This window comes from Halomonas sp. TP35 (assembly GCF_052375975.1).
GTDB lineage: Bacteria > Pseudomonadota > Gammaproteobacteria > Pseudomonadales > Halomonadaceae > Vreelandella > Vreelandella citrativorans.
Genome location: NZ_JBQSUZ010000016.1, coordinates 1 through 20,485, shown reverse-complemented (window position 1 = coordinate 20,485; position 20,485 = coordinate 1). Strand labels below are relative to the sequence as shown.

The 20,485-nt window shown below is 55.4% G+C and carries 11 protein-coding genes, 1 tRNA gene and 1 pseudogene; 9 read left to right on the top strand and 4 right to left on the bottom strand.

Going from position 1 to position 20,485, the window contains the following annotated elements; genetic code table 11:
• Window position 1: 1 nt before the first annotated feature.
• The gene (locus tag ACT3RU_RS15105) at window positions 2-235 is read right to left on the bottom strand and encodes a hypothetical protein (protein ID WP_444621981.1); all 234 of its coding nucleotides are present in this window, start codon (window positions 233-235) and stop codon (window positions 2-4) included.
• Window positions 236-413: 178 nt separating this feature from the next.
• Between ACT3RU_RS15105 and ACT3RU_RS15100 the strand changes: the two genes are divergently transcribed.
• On the top strand, window positions 414-1,778 hold the full coding sequence (locus ACT3RU_RS15100) for an aminotransferase-like domain-containing protein (RefSeq protein WP_483392843.1): 1,365 nt from the start codon (window positions 414-416) through the stop codon (window positions 1,776-1,778).
• A gap of 4 nt (window positions 1,779-1,782) precedes the next feature.
• Here the strand turns inward: ACT3RU_RS15100 and ACT3RU_RS15095 are convergent.
• The 3 genes and pseudogenes from ACT3RU_RS15095 to ACT3RU_RS15085 form a co-directional block, all read right to left on the bottom strand.
• Window positions 1,783-1,859: transfer RNA gene (locus ACT3RU_RS15095), tRNA-Arg, on the bottom strand.
• A 67-nt stretch (window positions 1,860-1,926) separates the two neighbouring features.
• Window positions 1,927-2,874, bottom strand: coding sequence for an AEC family transporter (locus ACT3RU_RS15090; RefSeq protein WP_087109657.1), 948 nt, complete (start codon window positions 2,872-2,874; stop codon window positions 1,927-1,929).
• A gap of 114 nt (window positions 2,875-2,988) precedes the next feature.
• Window positions 2,989-3,214: pseudogene (locus tag ACT3RU_RS15085) on the bottom strand (GGDEF domain-containing protein); the annotation flags it as partial.
• Window positions 3,215-3,492: 278 nt separating this feature from the next.
• On the opposite strand from ACT3RU_RS15085, the gene ACT3RU_RS15080 reads away from it, so the two are divergent.
• The 8 genes from ACT3RU_RS15080 to ACT3RU_RS15045 all read left to right on the top strand — a co-directional run bounded on the left by ACT3RU_RS15080 (window position 3,493) and on the right by ACT3RU_RS15045 (window position 20,161).
• Window positions 3,493-5,496: a capsule polysaccharide biogenesis protein gene (locus tag ACT3RU_RS15080; RefSeq protein ID WP_483392842.1), complete on the top strand. Its 2,004-nt coding sequence runs from the start codon at window positions 3,493-3,495 to the stop codon at window positions 5,494-5,496.
• A gap of 1 nt (window position 5,497) precedes the next feature.
• Window positions 5,498-6,733: a capsule polysaccharide biogenesis protein gene (locus tag ACT3RU_RS15075; RefSeq protein ID WP_444665580.1), complete on the top strand. Its 1,236-nt coding sequence runs from the start codon at window positions 5,498-5,500 to the stop codon at window positions 6,731-6,733.
• Entirely contained in the window at window positions 6,730-7,539 is an 810-nt protein-coding gene (locus tag ACT3RU_RS15070; protein WP_444665581.1) for an SDR family NAD(P)-dependent oxidoreductase, read from the top strand. Before ACT3RU_RS15075 ends, ACT3RU_RS15070 begins: the two co-directional genes overlap by 4 nt.
• Window position 7,540: 1 nt before the next feature.
• Window positions 7,541-9,172, top strand: a complete 1,632-nt coding sequence (locus tag ACT3RU_RS15065) for an LTA synthase family protein (RefSeq protein WP_483392841.1) — start codon at window positions 7,541-7,543, stop codon at window positions 9,170-9,172.
• Complete coding sequence (locus tag ACT3RU_RS15060) at window positions 9,169-16,527, top strand: type I polyketide synthase (protein ID WP_483392840.1); 7,359 nt, start codon at window positions 9,169-9,171, stop codon at window positions 16,525-16,527. The genes ACT3RU_RS15065 and ACT3RU_RS15060 overlap by 4 nt, the downstream gene beginning before the upstream one ends.
• Window positions 16,524-17,861: an aminotransferase class I/II-fold pyridoxal phosphate-dependent enzyme gene (locus tag ACT3RU_RS15055; RefSeq protein ID WP_483392839.1), complete on the top strand. Its 1,338-nt coding sequence runs from the start codon at window positions 16,524-16,526 to the stop codon at window positions 17,859-17,861. The genes ACT3RU_RS15060 and ACT3RU_RS15055 overlap by 4 nt, the downstream gene beginning before the upstream one ends.
• Window positions 17,862-17,865: 4 nt before the next feature.
• On the top strand, window positions 17,866-18,411 hold the full coding sequence (rfaH, locus tag ACT3RU_RS15050) for a transcription/translation regulatory transformer protein RfaH (RefSeq protein WP_483392838.1): 546 nt from the start codon (window positions 17,866-17,868) through the stop codon (window positions 18,409-18,411).
• A gap of 142 nt (window positions 18,412-18,553) precedes the next feature.
• Complete coding sequence (locus ACT3RU_RS15045; protein ID WP_483392837.1) at window positions 18,554-20,161, top strand: gamma-glutamyltransferase family protein; 1,608 nt, start codon at window positions 18,554-18,556, stop codon at window positions 20,159-20,161.
• The last annotated feature ends 324 nt before the right edge of the window (window positions 20,162-20,485 follow it).

Here is a 20,485-nt window from a genome sequence, read left to right as displayed (position 1 = left end):
ACTACTTCTCCTCACCGGTTTGCAGCTGCCGCTTAGGGCGAAACAGCAGCGCATTGATGAAGAACCCCAGAATAGCGCCGCTTAGCCCCAGAATAAGTGGAAGCGGAGGCTGCGCCGGGGCAAGCAGATAGCCGCCTAGTGTTAACGGCGTAGAAATACACAGTGACAGCAGGAGGTCTCTCCCACTCACCGTGTCATCCCACACATTAAGAAACCGGTTCTTTCGCTCAGCCATAGCGTGTCTCCTTGAATTTATTATGGATGTTTCTTTTTTAATGCCGCTCATGATGGGTAAACTTGCTGATTACTGACAGGTACAGTTAGCGAGATTGTACGAGGTACTGTACCCATCGAAAGACAGGTACACTGATTTCACCGGGTTGGGTTTAGCCCGTTTTCGGGAGACACCTACCATGTCGAAATCCAGGCACGTGGCTGACACCATCCTCAAGGCTATCGAAGAAGGCCGCCTAGCACCGGGTGCCAGGCTCGCCTCTATACGCAAAGCCGCCCGCCAGCATGGGGTTTCGAAAAACACGATTGTTGATGCCTATGATCAGCTGATTGCACTGGGCAGATTGCGCGCCCGGCAAGGAGCCGGCTTTTTTGTTACGCAGCCACCCGCGCTTGAAGCGCTGAAAAAGACCCACGAGCTAAATGAAGCCGTTGATAGCGTCTCGCTTCTGAGAGAGCAGTTGGTAGGTAACTTTCAGGTGCGGGTAGGCGACGGCCGAGCGCCCGCCAGCTGGATGGGCGGCGCGGCGCTTGCACGTCAGGCCAAGCGATTAACATCCATCGGCAATGATGATATCGAGTATGGCGCTCCTCAAGGGTACCTCCCACTACGTGAAACGATTGCCAGGGTATTGGCCGGACGCTCCATTCACGCCTCCCATGAACAAGTACTGCTGACCTTCGGCGCTAATCACGCTTTCGATCTTATTATTCGCCACCTGATCGCCCCGGGCGACCGAGTTCTTGTGGAAACACCCGGCTATTACCCGTTGTTCGGCAAGCTGCGCCTAGCCAAGGCGAAGCTGATTGGCGTTTCACGCAGCCACGAAGGGTTGGACCTTGATGACCTTGAGCGAAAAATTATTCAATATCGCCCCAATGTTTTCTTTCTACAGCCCAATGCCCATAACCCGACAGGTTCTACCCTTTCGCTTAATCAGCTGTACCGGCTACTGACTCTCGCGGAGCGCTACAACCTGATACTGGTAGAAGACGACGCCTTTGCCGACCTGCTCCACCGAGGAAGCGCCCACCTGGCGGCACTGGATGACCTGAGTCGCGTGATTTACGTAGGCACGTTTTCCAAGACCCTTTCCACTGGCATTCGCTCGGGCTATTTAGCGGCAAACCCTGCGCTGGTTAATGCGCTTACCGATATCAAAATGGTCACCGTCGTTAACAGCTCCACCTTCAGCGAGCGCCTGATTCACGACATGATTAACCACGGGCGTTACCGCCGCCACCTGGTACAGCTTCGCGAACGCATTACCAAGGCCAGCGCCAGTACCGTTACCGCGTTGAAAGAGGTGGGGCTTGAGAATATAGAGGGGCCAGGGGAAGGTTATTACTTATGGGCGCGCCTGCCGAACAACATTGACGCAATGCAGCTAGCCAAAAAAGCCTCGGATGAAGGTATTTTCATCGCACCTGGCAGCATCTTTTCACTACGCCCCAATGGACCGGATGCATCGTCCATGCGTATGCATATTGCCTACGCTAATGATCATCGGTTTTTAGGGTTTCTTGAGCGTTGCTTGGGGTAGGGTTTGGCGTCCCTGGCAGGAGTCGAACCTGCGACCTGCCGCTTAGGAGGCGGCTGCTCTATCCTACTGAGCTACAGGGACTTTGCTTGCAGAAGGGGCGCACAGTATAACGTGTTACAGATAACACTCCAACCCGCCTCTACCCTTCTTACACCCATCCCAACAAACGCAGCGCAAAAACGCCCAGTGTTACCGAAATACTGGCCATTAACGTGGTGATCGCAATGATGTTGGCGGCCAAGCCTGCGTTGCCGCCCATGGCTTTTACCATGACAAAGCTGGCAGCGGCGGTGGGGCTGGCAAAAAAGAGGAACAACAAACCCAACTGTTCGCCTTCAAAGCCTAACAACCAGGCGGCTACGGTAGAGAGCACAGGCAAGATGGCCATCTTCATAATGCTGGAGCTCACCGCAATGTCGCTTTTATCTCGAATGCTGGACATCGAGAGCGTAGCGCCAATACAGATCAACGCCAACGGTAGCGTGAGCGACGCAAAATAATCCCCAGAGGTCATCACCCAACTGGGGAGCGAAATGGAAAAAGCGGTAAACGGCAAGGCCACGATCACTGAAATAATCAGCGGGTTCGTCGCAATATGTTTGAGAATGCTGCGCCAGTTAGCAGCTTGCTCCGTCTGATAAGCGGTCAGTACCACCACTGATAGCGCGTTATACATAATAATGACCACACCGACCAGCAGGCTGCCGGTTGAAAGCCCATAGTTGCCGTACATGCCCGCTGCCAGCGCCAGCCCAACGACACCACAGTTACCGCGAAAGGCTCCTTGAACATAAATCCCGCGCTCGGCATAGGGAATGCGAAAGTGTGCCCATAGCCAACTCAACACAAACTGCCCAAGTGTGGCGATGGCAAAAAACACCATTAACGAGATATCCAGCGCAACGCTAATATCGGCTTTAATCAAACTTAAAAAGATCAAGGTGGGCAGCGTGGCTTTAAATACCAACGCAGACGCGGTGGTGACAAAGGTGCGATCAATCCATCCCAGACGCTTTAGGCCAATCCCCAGAAAAACCATGGCAAACACGGGTAAGGTGATATCAAGCGTTTGAGTAAACAATTCAAGTAGGTTCACAGTGTTGCCTCAGCCAATTCAGCGTGCCCTGATAGTTTGCGGTTGCGGGTAGTTTATCGAATGAATATCAAGAAAGGCAGACGCCGGACAGCGTAGCTGTCGTGACATAATAACTTAATCAAAGAGTTCCTGAAGCACCTGGTCGGTTGCTGCGTTGACCACCACGCTGTTGCGCCCTTTGCCTGAGTGGACAACCGACACCTCACTGACGGCCTGGCACAGTGCCTCCGCAATGGTTTGCGCTTGCCCCAGTGTACAGCTTGGCAGTAACACGCCAAATTCATCGCCCCCCTTGGCGGGCAACGTGGTCGCTACACCGTACTTCCCACGCCACTATAGGTAAATAACGTCCAATTACCCAATTGGCAAGCCAAACTTGAGCATACGTCTGGAGTATACTGTACGGCCCTAACACCTTGTTTCTATTACACCACCCTATCAAAACAGCAGATTTTCTCGCGCCGCATTAAATTAAATTTAAACGATCATTCAGCTTCGTGACTATAAACACAAATTTCTGTAATCCCGTAAGCACTTGCTGTGACTAATTGATAAGCGGGCCTGTTTCACGTATGTTCGCTCGCCTAACTTTTTGTTCCGTTACGAATGACAATACCCATGGCAAATAAAACGGCAGGTTTTACCTCATCAGGTATCGGAAAAATTAGCGCACTTCCTGCCTTGCTGCCTGAATTTAGCCACTTTTCTTACTTACGACCACTGAAAAAAAAACCTGATGTCGTTATTGGCTGGGGATTAAAGCCATCAAGCTTTCAGGCAAGGCGGTATGCCAAGCGCCACCAGTTGCCCTATATTGCCTTGGAAGACGGCTTTTTGCGCTCGCTTGGGCTGGGAGTAGAGGGCTATCAAGGGCATAGCCTGGTCGTTGATCACACCGGTATTTATTACGATGCTTCACGACCTTCCGACTTAGAAAACTGGCTTAACAACACTACTTTTACTACCGACGAAATCAACCAGGCAGAGCGGTGTGTTAAGCAGCTTGCTCGCTATCGTCTATCAAAGTACAACCACGCGCCAGATCCTGCTTCAAGCGGCTCGCTCCAAGAGAGAGTGCTAGTTGTTGATCAAACCGCAGGCGATGCCTCTATTGAGTTTGGGGGAGCGAATGCGGATAGTTTCGAGCAGATGCTGGCCGCAGCGCTTACCGACCATCCCAATGCTGAGATTCTGGTCAAGATTCACCCGGATGTTATCGCAGGCAAAAAACAGGGCCACCTGCTCAGCGCGCAAAACCACCCCCGCTGCCGCGTGATCAGTAAAGACATTAATCCTTGGGCATTATTTGATCAGGTTGAAACCGTGTATGTCGTGACCAGCCAGCTCGGTTTTGAAGCGTTGCTGGCTGGCAAGCGCGTTCACTGCTTTGGCCTACCCTTTTATGCAGGCTGGGGGCTCACCAAAGACCGGCTAACCTGCTCGCGACGACATACAAAACGCACGCTCTATGAAGTATTCGCGGCGGCTTATCTGCGTTATACGCGCTATGCCAATCCGTATACGCTAAAACCTGCCACGCTAGAGGAAACCATTGCGCTGATTGCCGACCAAAAGCGCCAGCAGGAACGGCTACGCGGCAAGTGGGTAGCCTGTGGCTTCTCCTCTTGGAAGCGACGCTTTATTCATGATTTTTTAGGCGGTGCCGCACAGCTCACGTACCAGAAAACGCTGCCTGAGGCGCCACCTTCGCAAAAGCTTTTAGTGTGGTCTAGCCGTATTGATCAAACCTTCGAGCAGCAGCACGCCGTGCTGATGCCTCATGTGTGGCGGATTGAAGATGGTTTTATCCGCTCTGTAGGCCTGGGGGTTGATCTTACTCAGCCGCTTTCACTGGTCATTGATGCTCAAGGGATTTATTACGACCCAAGCCAACCCAGTGACTTGGAGTCGCTGCTTGAGCATGCCGATTTTAGCGATGATCTACTAGAGCGTGCCGGCGAACTGCGAGAGCGTTTAGTGGCATTAAAGCTCTCCAAATATAACGTGCGCGGGCACGATACTCTTGAGCTGCCCAATAATCGACTGATAATACTCGTACCTGGCCAAGTTGAGAGTGATGCATCCATTGCCACTGGCTCGCCGCATATTCGTACCAACAGCGCGCTTTTACGTGAGGTGCGCCGTACTCACCCCCATGCGTTTATTATTTATAAGGCACATCCAGACGTGGTCAGCGGTGCTCGCATCGGAGCACTCGAACCCGATACTAAACACCTGTATGATCTGGATGCCAGCCATGTGGAAATCACCACACTACTTGAGCGCGTCGATGCGGTTCACACCATGAGTTCGCTGACAGGCTTTGAGGCGCTATTACGTCACCGCAAAGTACATACTTACGGCATGCCGTTTTACGCAGGCTGGGGATTAACACAAGATGCTATGCGCTGCCCGCGCCGCTCTCGCGCCTTAACGCTGGAAGCATTGGTGGCGGGCACGCTAATTCTGTATCCATGCTACGTCGCTCCCTCGAGCCGTCAGCTCTGTAATGCGGAAACCGCCATTAGCCTTTTAGAGCAAGCACGCACACAGCAACCGACGCTGACATGGAAGCAGCGCCTCTACCGGCTTTACCGTAATTTATTGATTGGAAGACACTGAGTTGAAGTCAAAGCGCGCATTCTTATTCTTACAAGGGGTCTGCTCGCCCTTTTATCAACGTTTAGCACGTCGATTGACAGAGGACGGGCACCGCGTCGTAAAGGTTAACTTCAACGCTGGCGATATTGCTTACTGGCAACGTACCCACAGTGAAAACTACCTGTTTCGTGAATCATTAAGTGAACTGCCTGACTACATAGCATCGCTCTGGCAGCGCCATGCGATTACCGACCAGATCATGTTCGGCGACCGCCGCCCTATCCATCGGCCTGCGATAGAAAATGCCCCGGCGGCAGGGGTGCGTACCCACGTGTTTGAAGAGGGCTACTTTCGCCCATTTTGGGTAACGCTTGAGCGCGACGGGGTAAATGGTCACTCGCTCTTACCCCGCGACCCCACCTGGTTTTATGAAACGGGTAAGGCGCTACCCCAATTCCCCCCACCGGTGCGTTTTAGATCATCATTCAAGATCCGCGCCATGCACGATGTCAGTTATCACTTGGCTGGGTTAGCCAACCCCTTGGTGGCACCGCACTACCGAAACCATGCACCGATTACTGCGCCGATTGAATACGCAGGCTATATCAAACGCTTTGCGCTATTAAGGCAGTGGAAAAAGCAGGATGCCCAACGCATAAAAACGTTGATTGAAAGCGCCAAGCCCTACTTTATGCTGCCGCTTCAGCTCAATACCGATGCCCAAATTCGCGATCACTCACCCTATGCCAATATGCAAGAAGTGATGGATCATGTGATGGGGTCGTTTGCCGAACATGCGCCAAGCGATGCCCTTCTCTGTATCAAGAATCACCCGCTGGATATGGGGCTGGTCAATTACGCCAGAGTTATTGAACAGCTTGCCCAGTTTTACGGTTTGCAGGGACGTATCGTCTACCTGGAGTCCGGCAACCTGGAGTTGCTGATTAAACATGCAGTGGGCACCGTGACGGTTAACAGCACCGTCGGCTTTGTTTCTTTGGAAAAACAGTGCCCTACGTTTGCGCTAAGCGACCCAATTTACAATCTTGCCGGGCTTACCTATGAAGGTAACCTCGACGAGTTTTGGAATCGGCCGCCTCCACCAAGCCAAGCGCTTTTCACCTATTTTCGTAATACGGTGATGCATAGCGTCCAAGTGAACGGCGGTTTTTACTGCCAGCCAAGCATTGACCTGGCCGTTAACAATGCAGCGCACATACTGGAAGCCTGCCCATCGCCGTTGGAGAAACTACTTTGAGTGCCGCCCCAGACCTCACCACACCTGAGCGCTGCGTGCTGATCACGGGAGCAACCGGTGCCATAGGTGGTGCCTTGGCACGCGCCTATGCCGCTCCACGCACTCACCTGGTGCTCCACGGCAGGCAGCAAGACGTACTATCCAACCTGGCGGATACTTGCCGGGCGCTAGGCGCTCAAGTGACAACCAGCTCGGTTAACCTGGTCGATGAAGAAGCACTCAAGCAGTGGCTTCATACACTGCGTAAAGAACACCTGCCTGATATTGTGATCGCCACCGCTGGCAAGAACACCCATCCCCAAACAAACGGGGCATTAGAGCCTTGGGATGATGTTCAAGCGCTTCTGGATATCAATCTGAAAACCCCCATCGCCATGGCCCAGCATTTGGTGCCCGCCATGCAAAAACGAGGTAGCGGGCAGTTAGTGTTGATTAGCTCGCTCGCCGCTTGGCACGGTCTGCCTACCACGCCCACGTACAGCGCCAGCAAAGCAGGGATTAAGGCTTATGGGGAGGGGTTACGGGGGCTACTGGCGCCTCATGGTGTGGGGGTAACGGTCGTAATGCCGGGCTATGTAACCTCGCCCATGTGCAATGCCATGCCAGGCCCCAAGCCTTTTGAATGGCCACCAGAGCGAGCTGCCAACGTGATTAAGCGGGGCATTGATGCGAACCGGGCTCGTATCAGCTTTCCGTTCCCACTCAATTTTGGCACCTGGTGGCTGGCTGTACTTCCGGCCGCTATTTCACAATGGTTAATCAAACGCCTGGGCTTTAATCATACTGACCATTCGGGGAGCGATTGATATGACGACTTCGCTGCCCTTTCCGCTTTTTTGGCCATTGCTGGTTGGAGGAATGGGGACGATCATCTTCGAAGCCCTCCTTAACCCACGCCCTAAGCCACTTTGGCGGCGCGGCCTGGCGGTCAACAGCGTGCATTTAGGCAGCTGGCTATTGCTGTTTGGCGCGTTTATTCTGGTGCTTCAGCGGCCCTGGTTTACGGTGGTTTTTATTCTGGCGCTTCAGCTGGTGCTCGTTCAATCCAGTAATACAAAATCTCGCACACTCTGTGAGCCGTTCATCTGCCACGATTTTGAGTACTTTTGGGATGCCATCCTCCACCCCCGCCTTTATGTGCCCTTTTTTGGGACCGGCCTTGCCATAGCCGCCATTGGCGCGGGAGCGGGAGCCATCGGAGCGTTTCTGTACTGGGAACCTTCGCTCGTATCTCAGTGGGGCGGGCAACGCTTTATCACCCTCTGCGGATTACTCATCGCAATAGGTGCCCCGCTTATCGCATTGGGCTGGCGGGCACTCGCTCCCATCACATTGAACCCGGTAGATGACATAAATCGTTTGGGCTTATTTGCAAGCCTATGGGCTTATGGCATCGCCCTTATGCGCTCATCTCCTCCCGCGCCAGAACAATCCCCGTTTTACCTGTTAACCAAAAAGGTTGAAGCCAGTCGCCTCACGGCAACATCTAACGTACGTCCTAATGTCGTACTGGTGCAAAGCGAATCCTTTTTCGACCCACGCCCCTGGCACTCTGACATTAGTGACAGCTTATTAAAGAATTTTGATGCTACGCGCTTACAAGCGCAGCTGCATGGCGAGCTAAATGTGCCCGCATGGGGTGCTAATACCGTACGTACCGAATGTGCAGTGCTCACCGGACTTTCACCGGCCGCATGGGGCTCGCGCCAATTTAACCCCTATCGCACGCTATCGCGCCACCCACTGCCAAGCTTGGCCAGTGCGTTTAAAGCAGCGGGGTACCGTACAGTATGCGTTCACCCCTACCCTGCCAGCTTTTATATGCGCCATAAAGTGATCCCCCAGTTAGGGTTCGACCAGTTTATCGATCTCACTGGTTTTGAAAGTAGCGAAAAGCAAGGCCAGTACATCGGTGACCTTGCCGTTGCACGAAAGGTTGGACGCCTGCTTGAAGATAGCGATAATGGGCCTCTTTTTATATTTGTGATTACCATGGAGAATCATGGGCCGTTGCACCTGGAAGCACCTCACCAGGAAAGCCTCGCGGCTGCACTGCCCACAGCACCTTGGCCACTACCTGCACATTTACACGATTTAGCCGTGTACTTGCGCCATCTAGGCGAGGCCGACAAAATGTTGGCTAGCGTTAAAAGCACGCTGGATGAACGTAAGCGGCCAGGATTGCTGGGCTGGTATGGTGATCATGTACCTATATTGCCCGAAGCGTATGAGCACCTCTCGTTACCGGCTGGCACTACGCCGTACATGATATGGTCGACGCAGGCTAAAGAGTGGTCGAACGACTTTATGCCCAAACAGCATGACACGTGCGCGTTAACCGCCAGTGAACTTGGCGTCCAGCTATTTAAACAAGCGTTTGGACACGATATAAGTAGCGATGTGATCAAGGCAGAACCAGAACCTCAGGAGCAAGAATGACTAAACGCGTTGCCATTATCGGCGCCGCCCATCGTTTCCCCGGCACCACCCCTGAAACGTTCTGGCAGGACCTGCAAGCCGAAAAAGATCTGGTCACCCAAGTGGCCTCTGACCGCTGGAGCCATGAGGCTTTCTTGCACCCCGACAAGCGCCACCCCGGCACCAGCGTTACCTTTGCGGCAGGTAGCCTTGGCGACATCAGCGGGTTTGATGCCGAGTTTTTTGGTATTTCGCCCCGCGAAGCGGCCAATATGGACCCGCAGCAACGCATGCTGCTGGAGCTCGCCTGGGAAGCCATCGAAAGCGCCGGCATCGTCCCTGGCAGTTTACGCGGCAGCCAGTGCGGCGTGTTCCTGGGGGTTGCCAGCCTTGACTACTCGTATCGCATGGCGGATGACATGGCGGCCATTGATGCGTCAACCGCGACGGGCAACACGTCAAGCATTGCTTCCAACCGTCTCTCTTACGTGTTTGACCTGCATGGCCCAAGCATGTCGCTGGATACCGCCTGTTCGTCATCCATGGTGGCGTTTCATCAGGCCTGTCAATCCATACGCAGCGGTGAAACCACCATGGCGCTGACGGGTGGCATTAGTCTTCACCTGCACCCTTATGGGTTCATTATATTCTCCAAGGCGAGCATGCTCTCGCCAACGGGCCGCTGCCAGGTGTTTGATGACTCAGGCGATGGCTACGTGCGCTCTGAAGGCGCGGGGCTTTTCCTGCTCAAGGATTATGACCAGGCGATCGCTGACGGCGACAATATTCTCGCAGTAGTCGCTGGCTCAGCGGTGAATACCGATGGCCATAAATCAGGCATTACGGTACCTAACCCCAGCGCACAGATTGACCTAATGCGCCGCGCCTACGAACAGGCAGGCATCAGCCCCGACGAGATCGACTATCTGGAAGCCCATGGCACGGGCACCGCCGTTGGCGACCCAATAGAAACCCGCGCCATTGGTGAAGCCCTGGGCAAGTATCGCCAGGCCCCCCTGCCGATTGGCTCTATAAAAAGTAACGTCGGCCACTTGGAAACGGCGTCCGGGGTTGCGGGGCTTGCCAAAGCGCTTTATAGCCTGCAACACCGTGAAGTGCCTGCCACCATCGGCATTCGCAAGCTTAACTCACGCATCAAATTTGATGAATGGAACCTGCATGTCGTTACCAAAGCGCAGCCTCTTAAAAAAGAGGGCCGCTTGGTCATCGGGATTAACTCGTTTGGCTTTGGCGGCGCCAATGCCCACGTTATTTTAGAAAGCGCCCCCGAAAAACCGGCAGCAGCTGGCCACACCTCCGCTCATGCACTGCCCATCCGACTAAGTGCTAAAAGCCAGGACGCACTTACGGATAGCGCCCACTTATTAGCAGAGCATCTCATAGAAGGCAGCAGCGCCTTCTACAATGTTGCCCATACACTGTTTAACCACCGTGAACAGCACACCTTTGGCGCACTTTGCTTTGCGCAAACGCCAGAAGAAGCTGCAGCAGCGCTGAGCCAATTTGCCAAGGGTGAAGACACCCCGCATGTGATCACACTGGAACGACTGCCCAATGCGCGTGGCCCGGTATTTGTTTATGACGGCAATGGCTGCCAGTGGGAAACCATGGGCCGTGAACTGCTCAATACAGCCCCCGTGTTTGCCGACGCTATTGACCGCGTGGACAGCCTCTTTCAGCAGCATGGCGATTTCTCGCTACGTGCTGAGCTTGAGGGGCAAAACGGAGAGAACCGCTTCGAGCTTACCGAAATCGCTCAGCCAGCCCTGTTTGCTCTACAGGTCGCGCTAACAGAATGGCTAAAAGCGCAAGGCATCATGCCTACCGCTGTGTTTGGGCATAGTGTCGGGGAAGTCGCTGCCGCCTGGGCTGCAGGCGCTCTCAGTCTTGAAGACGCCGTCAAGGTCATTTATTTCCGCAGCTTTTATCAAGGCCAGACCCGTGGCAAGGGCGAAATGAGCGCCGTCGCCATGAGCGCCAAAGACATAGCGCCATGGCTTGCCAAGCCAGAATTTGACCAGGTTTGCCTAGCGGGTATTAACAGCCCTAAAGGCATCACGCTGGCAGGTAACCGTGATCAACTGGCCGAGCTTGAAGCCGCGTTAAGTGAACAAGGCACTTTCGCCAAACGCCTACCGCTGGACTATGCCTTCCATAGCCCCGCCATGGATAGCATCCAGCAGGGGGTTATTGATGCCCTGGCCGACATTACCCCTTGTAAAACACAGCTGCCCTACTACTCAACGGTTACTGGTGAACTTAGCCTGGGCACTGAGCTCGACGCCACGTATTGGTGGAAAAACATCCGCGAACCGGTCCTGTTTGATAACGCAGCCACCGCGCTGATACAACAGGGTTATAACGTATTTGTAGAAGTTGGCGCGCATCCCATTTTGCGCCGCTACCTCAATGAAACACTACGCCAGCAAGAGCGTAAAGGGCTGGCAATTGGCACTATTGAGCGGCACAAGCCTGGTCTTGAACAACTGCAGCAAAGCGTTGGCCAGTTACTGTTGAGCGGGCTCTCATTTGATATGCGTCATGCCTTCCCCGTGGAAGGCCAACGTACCTTACTGCCCCGCTACCCATGGCAACGCACGCGGCACTGGGTCAGCAGCACACAAGACAGCCAAGGACTACTGTCACGCTATTACCAGCATCCTCTACTGGGCTACCCACTGGCGCAGCAAGAGCACACCTGGGAAAGCCAGTTGGACATTAAGCGTCAGCCTTGGCTTGCTGATCACGTGGTGGGTGAAGGCGCGGTGTTCCCCGGTGCCGGGTTTGTTGAGCTAACCCTGGCCGCCGCATTACAGCAAAAAGATACCCCACTTTTGGATATCGAAGAGCTGGAAATTCGTGCCCCCCTCCTGCTGGATGGACCTCATGGTCGTGCTCTGCGCTTAGCGCTCAATTCGGAAGACGGCCGCATCGCCATTCACTCCCGTGAACCAGCCAATGGGCACGAATGGCAGTTAAACGCGGTAGCGCGCAATATGCACGAAAGCCGTGGCTTTCTGCTCAACCGTCGGGCACCTAAACTGCCTTCGCGCGCACCGGACTACACGCTAACGGAACACCTGCAAATGGCCGAGCGCATCGGCCTGCACTATGGGCCTGCCTTCCAGGCAATTAGCCACGGATGGATTGAAGATAACGCCGTCATCGGCGCCATCGATTTATCCAGTAACGTGCAGGCACAGCTAGCGACGCTTCACCTTCATCCCGGCATTCTGGATAGCGCCTTCCAGATGTTTATCCCCTTGCTAGCGCAGCACAGCGAATTTGCCGCACAGCTTGCGTTTGTGCCTGTTCGGGTTGGTCGTATACAGGTCAACCTCGAAGCGGGTGTGCCGGTACTGGCCCGCGCCGTGATGGGCAAACGCGCGCCCCACTCGTTTACCGCAGATTTTGAACTGTACGATGCGAGTGGAAACGCCGTGGCCGTGCTGAGCCAAACACGCTTCAAGGCGATTCGTTTGAACCGCGCGCATCATCAATCGTTTAGCTATCTGGATATTGAGCTTACGCCAGCGCCGCTTGACGCCAAGCCACTGCCCTTGGCGGCCGACGCCCTAAACCGTTTGGCACAACTAAGCAGCCACTACGCGTCATATACCGGTCAACGCTACGCCCAAGAGGTCGCTCCGTTACTCGATAGCCTAAGCGAAGCATTTACCCAGCATGGCTATGCCATTGAAGGCGACGAGGAAGCACTGGCGCCCGAAGCTATCTGGCAACTTCTGGTGCAGGATTACCCCGACTATTTTGCACCAATTCACCTGGTGGGCCGCTTGGGCTTGCACCGTGATGCACTACTCAACGGCACGACATCACTTGAGACACTGGGCATTACCACGGAGCTAATGGCGAGGCTAAACCGTGTACTGATCGGCGAATGCGGTTGGCAAGCGCTTGCCACTGAGCTTGGCAGCCTGATCGAAGCCTCACTTTCCCTATTGGGCCAAGGCGAGCGCCTGCAACTGCTTGAAGCGGGCCCCTGCGCGCCTGCGCTGGGCCAGCGTCTGCTGGAACAGCTAGCCAATGCGGGCCAGGCAGGCAATCACCACTACCGAGTGATTACCACACATGACAGCGCACGCCACCAGGCAGAACAGTTGCAAGAGCGCTACCCGCTTATTGATATGCAGTCGCTGGATGATGCGCCACACACGTTAGCAAACGCAGAAAAAGCCCAGCTCGCCTTCATCAGTACCGATGCCACCCAACCTGCTCGCACGCGCCAGCTGATTGAAGCCTTGCCTGCCCAGCTGGCTCCTGGCGCCCACCTTATGGTGATGGGCATAGCCCCCAGCCAGTGGCTAGATGACGTGCTGGCAACGCCAGGCATCGACCAAACGGCACTGGAACACAGCACTCTAAGCGATTGGCTAAGTGCCCAAGGCTTTATGGTTTCAGCCCCTATCGAGCTTGAAGAGAGCTCGGCAGGCGCTTACCTGCTGCATGCCCAGTTGCCTCTGGCATCCGTCACTTCTCAGGCGGATGAAAGCCTTGCCAACACGCCTTGCCAGTTAATCATCACCGACTCGACCAACGAGGCGCTTGCGGCACGCTTGGCTAAAGCACTTACCGCACACCAGGCCAAGGTCCGGGTTGAACAAAGCGACGACGCACCCGATACGCTATTGCAAAATGCACTCGGCGAATGGGGCGATGCTGCTCAAATATTGAATGTGATTGACCTGCGCGACCTGGGCGGTAGCGACACCAGCGTGCAAACCTTGCGTTGTTATCGTGCCCAGCAGTGGAGCCTGGCGCTGGAAGCGGCCAAACTCACCTCGGCAACGCTATGGCTTACCACTCAAGGTGTTAGCCTGCTTTGGCACACTCAACAAACACAGCAAACACACGACAACGTACCCGATGATGCCGCACTTTGGGGCTTTGGCCGCTCGCTTGCCAATGAAGCCGTGGGGCATACGGCCAGCCTGCTGGATATCCCCCATGAGGTTAGTGATGCGGCGTTAAGTACATGGGCTGCATCGCTGACTATCGCGGACAGCGAAAACGAAGTCGTCATCCATGCAGGCGGTGAACGCTTTGCCACCCGCTTGCGCACCTTGCCAGCACCAGCACCTCAACAAACCGTTAGCACGCCTGCCCATCAAGCAATGACCCTCGGCTTTGCGCTACCCGGGCAGTTGCGCCAGCTACAGTGGCGCCCACGAGCGTTACCTGCGCTTAAGGCCGATGAGGTTGAGGTCAAGGTAAAAGCTACCGGGCTTAACTTCCGTGACGTGATGTACACGCTCGGCCTGCTTTCTGACGAAGCAATAGAGAACGGCTTTGCGGGGCCAACCTTGGGTCTTGAGTTCTCTGGTGAAGTTATTGCCGTGGGCGACAACGTTACTCATGTAGCCCCAGGGCAAGCCATCGTCGGCTTTGGGCCAGCCAGTTTTAGTGACCGGCTGATTGCTAGTCAGCACGCGATAGCGCCTCTTCCAGAAGGCGTGAGTTACGCCGCCGCTGCCACCATCCCGACCACGTTTTTTACCGTGTACTACGCGCTTAAACACTTGGCACGCCTGGAGCCAGGCGAAAAAGTCTTGATTCATGGTGCAGCCGGTGGTGTCGGTATTGCTGCGCTGCAAATTGCCCAATGGCTTGGCGCGGAAATTTACGCCACAGTGGGTTCGGAAGAGAAGCGCGACTTTTTACGGCTAATGGGCGTGGAGCACCTTTATGATTCTCGCTCACTCACCTTTGCTGAAGAAATTCTTGAAGACACTCAGGGCGAAGGTGTCGATATCGTACTGAACTCACTTGCCGGGGAAGCCATCAACCAAAACCTGCGCGCCCTGCGCCCCTTTGGTCGATTCCTGGAACTGGGTAAGCGCGATTTCTACGAGAATACCCACATTGGCCTGCGCCCTTTCCGCAATAACTTAAGCTATTTCGGTATCGACTCCGATCAGCTAATGAAAGTACAGCCTGCGCTGACCCAGCGGTTGTTTGGCGAAATGATGGCGCTGTTTAACGACGGCACCCTCAGCCCGCTACCGTTTACCGCGTTCAGCCATAGCCAGGTAATCGATGCTTTCCGCTATATGCAGCAAGCGCGCCAGATCGGCAAAGTCGTCGTTACCTATGAGCAGCCTATCGCGCCGCCCAGAAACGAAGCGCTGGGCCGTGAAACGCTGAGCCTATCAAACGATGGCAGCTACCTGGTGACCGGCGGCTTGGGCGGGTTCGGTCTTAAGACCGCCCAATGGCTGGTAAGCAAAGGCGCTCGCCAACTGATTCTGCTTAGCCGCAGCGGCCCGGCCAGCGAAGAAGCACAAGCTGCGCTTGCGGATTTTAATGCTCAGGGCGTACAGGTAATGGCCGCAGCCTGCGACATTACCAACCGCGATGCACTGTCCAACGTATTAGCACGCGCCAAGGATGAGCTGGGCCCGCTGCGCGGTATCGTGCATGCCGCCACGGTGATAGATGACAGCCTGATTCGTAACCTGGACGCCGAGCGCATTCAAAAGGTGCTAGCGCCCAAAATAGAGGGTGCTCGCCACCTGGATGCGCTAACGCGTAATGAGCAATTGGACTTCTTCATCCTCTACTCGTCAGCGACCACGCTATTTGGCAACCCAGGTCAGGCCAATTACGTGGCTGCCAACCATTGGCTCGAAGCGTTTGCCGCTAATCGTCGTGCCGCCGGCCTTCCCGCCACGTGTGTACGCTGGGGTGCTATTGAAGATGTCGGCTTCCTGGCGCGCAACTCTCGCACGCGTGACGCGCTGCAAGAGCGTTTAGGCGGTTCTGCCCTTCGCTCAGATGACGCGCTTAACGTGCTTGAACAGATGCTGGTAACACCAGGGCCTAGCCTTGGCGTACTGGAGCTAGAGTGGGGGGCGCTCGCCCGCTTCTTGCCAACCGCCAATGCGCCGCGCTTTAACGAGATTGCCCGTGCCAGCGATGACGACAGCAACAACGATGCCGATGACGATATCAGCGCTCTGCTTGCCGACCTTTCCCCGGAAGAGCTGCATAGTACGGTCACAGAGCTGCTTAGAGCAGAGCTTGCCAGCATCCTGTTAATTGAAGAGGAAAAGATTGACGTTAATCGCTCGGTCTACGACATGGGCTTTGACTCGCTGATGGGGGTCGAGCTGATGACAGCAATCGAGAACCGCTTGGGTGTTCAGGTGCCAGTAATGATACTCAGCGAAGCCTCAACGCTTAACAAGCTGGCGGGTGTGCTGATTCAAAAGCTCCATCAGCATGACGACGATGTTGAAGAAGCACCGCAAGATGCGTTAGCCTCTCTGGCCGCTCGCCACGGGGCAGACGGCTTCACCGAGCCTGCATCAACATCATCGACAACCGAGACACCATGACCGCCAAGCGCTCTGATTTAAAACGGCAGCTGTTGGAACAAGCACGTAAACGTACGACGCCACGCGCAACGTCCAACGCTGCCGCCCCTTCACAGGGCAACGACTCAAGCAATCCGGTGCCCGAGCGCTTTACGCGGTTTGATGCCCACCCAGGCTACCAGCAGCTTGCCATGCTGCGCCAGGGTGCTGAACAGTTGGGGTTAAAAGACCCCTTCTTTAAGGTACATGAAGGCATTGCCGGAGCAACCAGCGTTATTCAGGGGCAACCGTGCATCAACTTCGCCAGCTACAACTACCTTGGCTACTCAGGCGACCCGCGCGTTAACCAAGCCGCTTGCGAGGCGGTGACGCGTTACGGCAGCTCCGTATCGGCCAGCCGAGTAGTTTCTGGTGAGCGCCCTATTCATCGGGAGCTGGAACACGCCATTGCCAAGGCGTATCAGGTCGATGATGCGGTCGCGTTTGTAAGCGGGCATGCCACTAACGTATCAACGCTTGGCTATCTGCTTGGGCCTAAAGACCTCGTGCTACATGACGAGTATATTCACAACAGCTCACTGGTTGGCGCGCAGCTTTCCGGCGCCAAACGAATGTCGTTTTCCCATAACGATCCCGATGCCCTGGATGCCTTGCTTAGCCGTCATCGTCACCAATTTGAACGTGTAATTGTCGTCATCGAAGGGCTTTACAGCATGGATGGCGACATTCCTGATCTGCCTCGCTTTATCGAGCTCAAAAAGCGGCACCAGGTATGGCTAATGGTTGATGAAGCACACTCCTTCGGCGTCATGGGTGATAACGGCTTAGGGCTTCATGAGTACTTTGCCATCGACCCACGTGACGTGGATATCTGGATGGGCACGATGAGCAAAACGCTCTCCGGCTGTGGCGGGTACATTGCGGGCACTAAAGCGCTGGTTGAAACGCTGCGCTACTTTGCGCCCGGTTTCTTGTACAGTGTGGGGATGCCTGCCCAGGTCGCCGCCCCCTCTCTCAAAGTGCTAGCGCTTATGCAGCAAGAGCCTGAACGGGTGGAAAAACTTCACTCGATCTCGCGCTACTTCCTGCAGCAAGCCAAAAAGCACGGCATGGATACCGGACACAGCATCGGCGCCGCCGTTGTTCCCATCATTGTGGGCAGTTCACCGTTGGCAGCACACCTCTCCCACACGCTGCTTGAACAGTACCACATCAATGTTCAGCCGATTCTTTACCCAGCAGTACCGGAAAAGAGCGCCCGGCTACGCTTTTTCCTTGCCTATGATCATACCCAGGCGCATATCGACCAAACCCTAGAAGCACTCGCTACACTGCTCGCCCAGGCACAGAGCTAACGGCATGGAACCCAATGACGTAGAGCCAGCCTCTTCCGAGACCAGCATTGAAGAGCGCGCCCTGCCCAACTGGTACGTTATTCAGTGCAAAGGCAGCGAATCATTCCGCGCGGCCGAACACCTCGCTAACCAGGGTTATGAGGTGTTTCATCCGGTACTGAACGTACAGCGCAGGCGCCAGGGCAAGCTTGTCACGGTGAGCGAACCGCTGTTTCCCTATTACCTGTTTATTCGTTTAGACCAGATTGTCAGCAATTGGCGCCCTATTCGCTCAACCCGTGGTGTATTACGCCTGCTGACGTTTGGCAATACGCCCATTAGCGTGCCCAATACACTGGTGGAGACGCTTCGCGCCCAACCTCACCGCTCAGAAGGGAGCCATACCTATTTCTGCGCGGGCGAAAGAGTCACCATTACTGACGGCCCCTTTAAAGACCTTGACGCTATATTCGAACGCTGCAAGGGCGAAGAGCGCGCCATTGTGCTGCTGAATGTACTCCAGCGCCCGCAACACCTTAACGTGCCAATTGAACTGTTGCGTAAGCCATGAGGGGCGCGCATCCCCTCAAACGGTTCGCTGCTGCTTGCTTCGCCTAACACGTAATCAAGAGATCAAAAGACGTTCATAAGACTATCCTGCTAATGTTGAGCCCTACAGTGGCCTGCTTGGCATATCGCACAAGGATAATCCAATGAACCTCGACCCTCATTACTACCCGGCCGCCTCCCGACGCATGGTGACGTTTGGTAAGCGCGGCATGGTAGCCACCTCCCAAACGCTTGCCGCCCAAGTAGGTGCCGATATTCTGCGTAATGGCGGCAACGCGATTGACGCGGCTATTGCGACAGCCGCCGCACTTACCGTGGTTGAGCCCACCTCCAACGGCATTGGCAGCGATGCATTTGCCCTGGTGTGGGTGAAGGATAAATTACACGGCCTGAATGCCAGCGGCAGAGCCCCAATGGGGCTTAGTATTGATGCCGTGCGTGAGCTTGGCCTGGATGCAATGCCCGCCCATGGGCTAACCCCAGTGACCGTACCCGGCGCCCCCGCTGCCTGGGCCACGCTTTCTGAGCGCTTTGGCAAGCTCCCCCTTGCTACACTACTGGCCCCGGCGATTACCTTGGCCGAAGAGGGCTTTGCGGTTTCTCCCGTGGTGAGCCTGCTCTGGCAAAAAGCCTTCACTCGTTACAAGCAGTACAACCGCCCTGAGTTTGCCCCCTGGTTTGAGCATTTTGCACCACACGGCCATGCCCCAAAAGCGGGCGACATTTGGCGCTCACCCGACATGGCCAACACGCTACGCGCGATAGCTGAAAGCGGCGCCAATGCGTTCTACGAAGGCGAGCTAGCCGATGCCATGGATGATTTTTCGCGCCAGTATGGTGGCTTTCTACGCAAGGAAGACCTTGCAGCCTTCACGCCTGAATGGGTTGACCCCATTAGCATTCGCTATCGCGGTCATGATATCTGGGAAATTCCGCCCAACGGCAGCGGTTTAATCGCGCTACAGGCACTGGGCATGCTGGAAGCATTGGGCGATGAGCCACGCGATGCGGTTGAATCGCTGCATCGCCGCATCGAAGCGACCAAGCTGGGTTATGTGGACGGGCTGCGTTATATCACCGAGCGTGAAGATATGGCACCAAGCGTCGAACAGATGCTATCACCTGCCTACTTGAAGCAACGCAGTGAACTGATTGGGCACGAAGCCATTGACCCCGTACACGGCAATCCGCTGATGGGCGGCACGGTGTATCTCGCAACAGCGGATGACGAGGGCAACATGGTGTCGTTTATTCAAAGCAATTTTGAAGGCTTCGGTTCAGGTATTGTCGTGCCAGGCACCGGTCTCAGCCTGCAAAACCGGGGCTGGTCATTCTCGCTTAACGAAGAAGACGCCAACGTGTTGCGCCCCGGCAAGCGCACCTACCACACCATTATCCCCGGCTTTATCACCAGGGATAATCAAGCGGTCGGCCCCTTCGGCGTCATGGGCGGTTACATGCAGCCTCAAGGCCATGTACAGGTAGTTACCAGCCTGCTGGAAGACAAGCTCAACCCGCAAGCGGCGCTAGACCTACCGCGTTGGAAATGGGTAGCAGGAAAAACGATTGAGGTGGAACCCGGCTTCCCCGACCACCTCGCCCAAGCGCTAGAGCGACGCGGGCATCATATTGTCAGGACGAACGATGCGCTGACCTTTGGCCGCGGGCAGATCATCCTACGCAACGCCGCCACCGGCGCACTCCAGGGCGGCACCGAACCCCGCACAGACGGCGCCGTCCTGCCCGTATAGCGCTGGTGAAAGCCATTAGCGCACCCGATGGTTGAGCCACGCCACATCAACATGGCAATTGTAGCGCGCGGTAACGCAGGTGAGGAACGAGCCTGCGGCACCCGCGAAAGGCGGCGCCAGCCGCCCGAATATGCCGCCCATGCTTGAAGCCACACCCAACCCCGGCAGCGCGGGGCGCTGCTTTGCGCCGGGCCGCCGCTGCGGGTGCGCTTCGCTTACACCGCACTACGGTTGAAGCACTCTGCATCGATATACGCAGAATTGTAGCGCGCGGTAACGCAGGCGAGGAACGAGCCTGCGGCACCCGCGAAAGGCGGCGCCAGT

Coding starts and splice junctions, on each gene's coding strand:
- ACT3RU_RS15100 (WP_483392843.1), top strand. CDS start 414: ATGTCGAAATCCAGGCACGTGGCTGACACCATCCTCAAGGCTATCGAA.
- ACT3RU_RS15060 (WP_483392840.1), top strand. CDS start 9,169: ATGACTAAACGCGTTGCCATTATCGGCGCCGCCCATCGTTTCCCCGGC.
- rfaH (WP_483392838.1), top strand. CDS start 17,866: ATGGAACCCAATGACGTAGAGCCAGCCTCTTCCGAGACCAGCATTGAA.
- ACT3RU_RS15065 (WP_483392841.1), top strand. CDS start 7,541: ATGACGACTTCGCTGCCCTTTCCGCTTTTTTGGCCATTGCTGGTTGGA.
- ACT3RU_RS15080 (WP_483392842.1), top strand. CDS start 3,493: ATGGCAAATAAAACGGCAGGTTTTACCTCATCAGGTATCGGAAAAATT.
- ACT3RU_RS15105 (WP_444621981.1), bottom strand. CDS start 235: ATGGCTGAGCGAAAGAACCGGTTTCTTAATGTGTGGGATGACACGGTG.
- ACT3RU_RS15045 (WP_483392837.1), top strand. CDS start 18,554: ATGAACCTCGACCCTCATTACTACCCGGCCGCCTCCCGACGCATGGTG.
- ACT3RU_RS15055 (WP_483392839.1), top strand. CDS start 16,524: ATGACCGCCAAGCGCTCTGATTTAAAACGGCAGCTGTTGGAACAAGCA.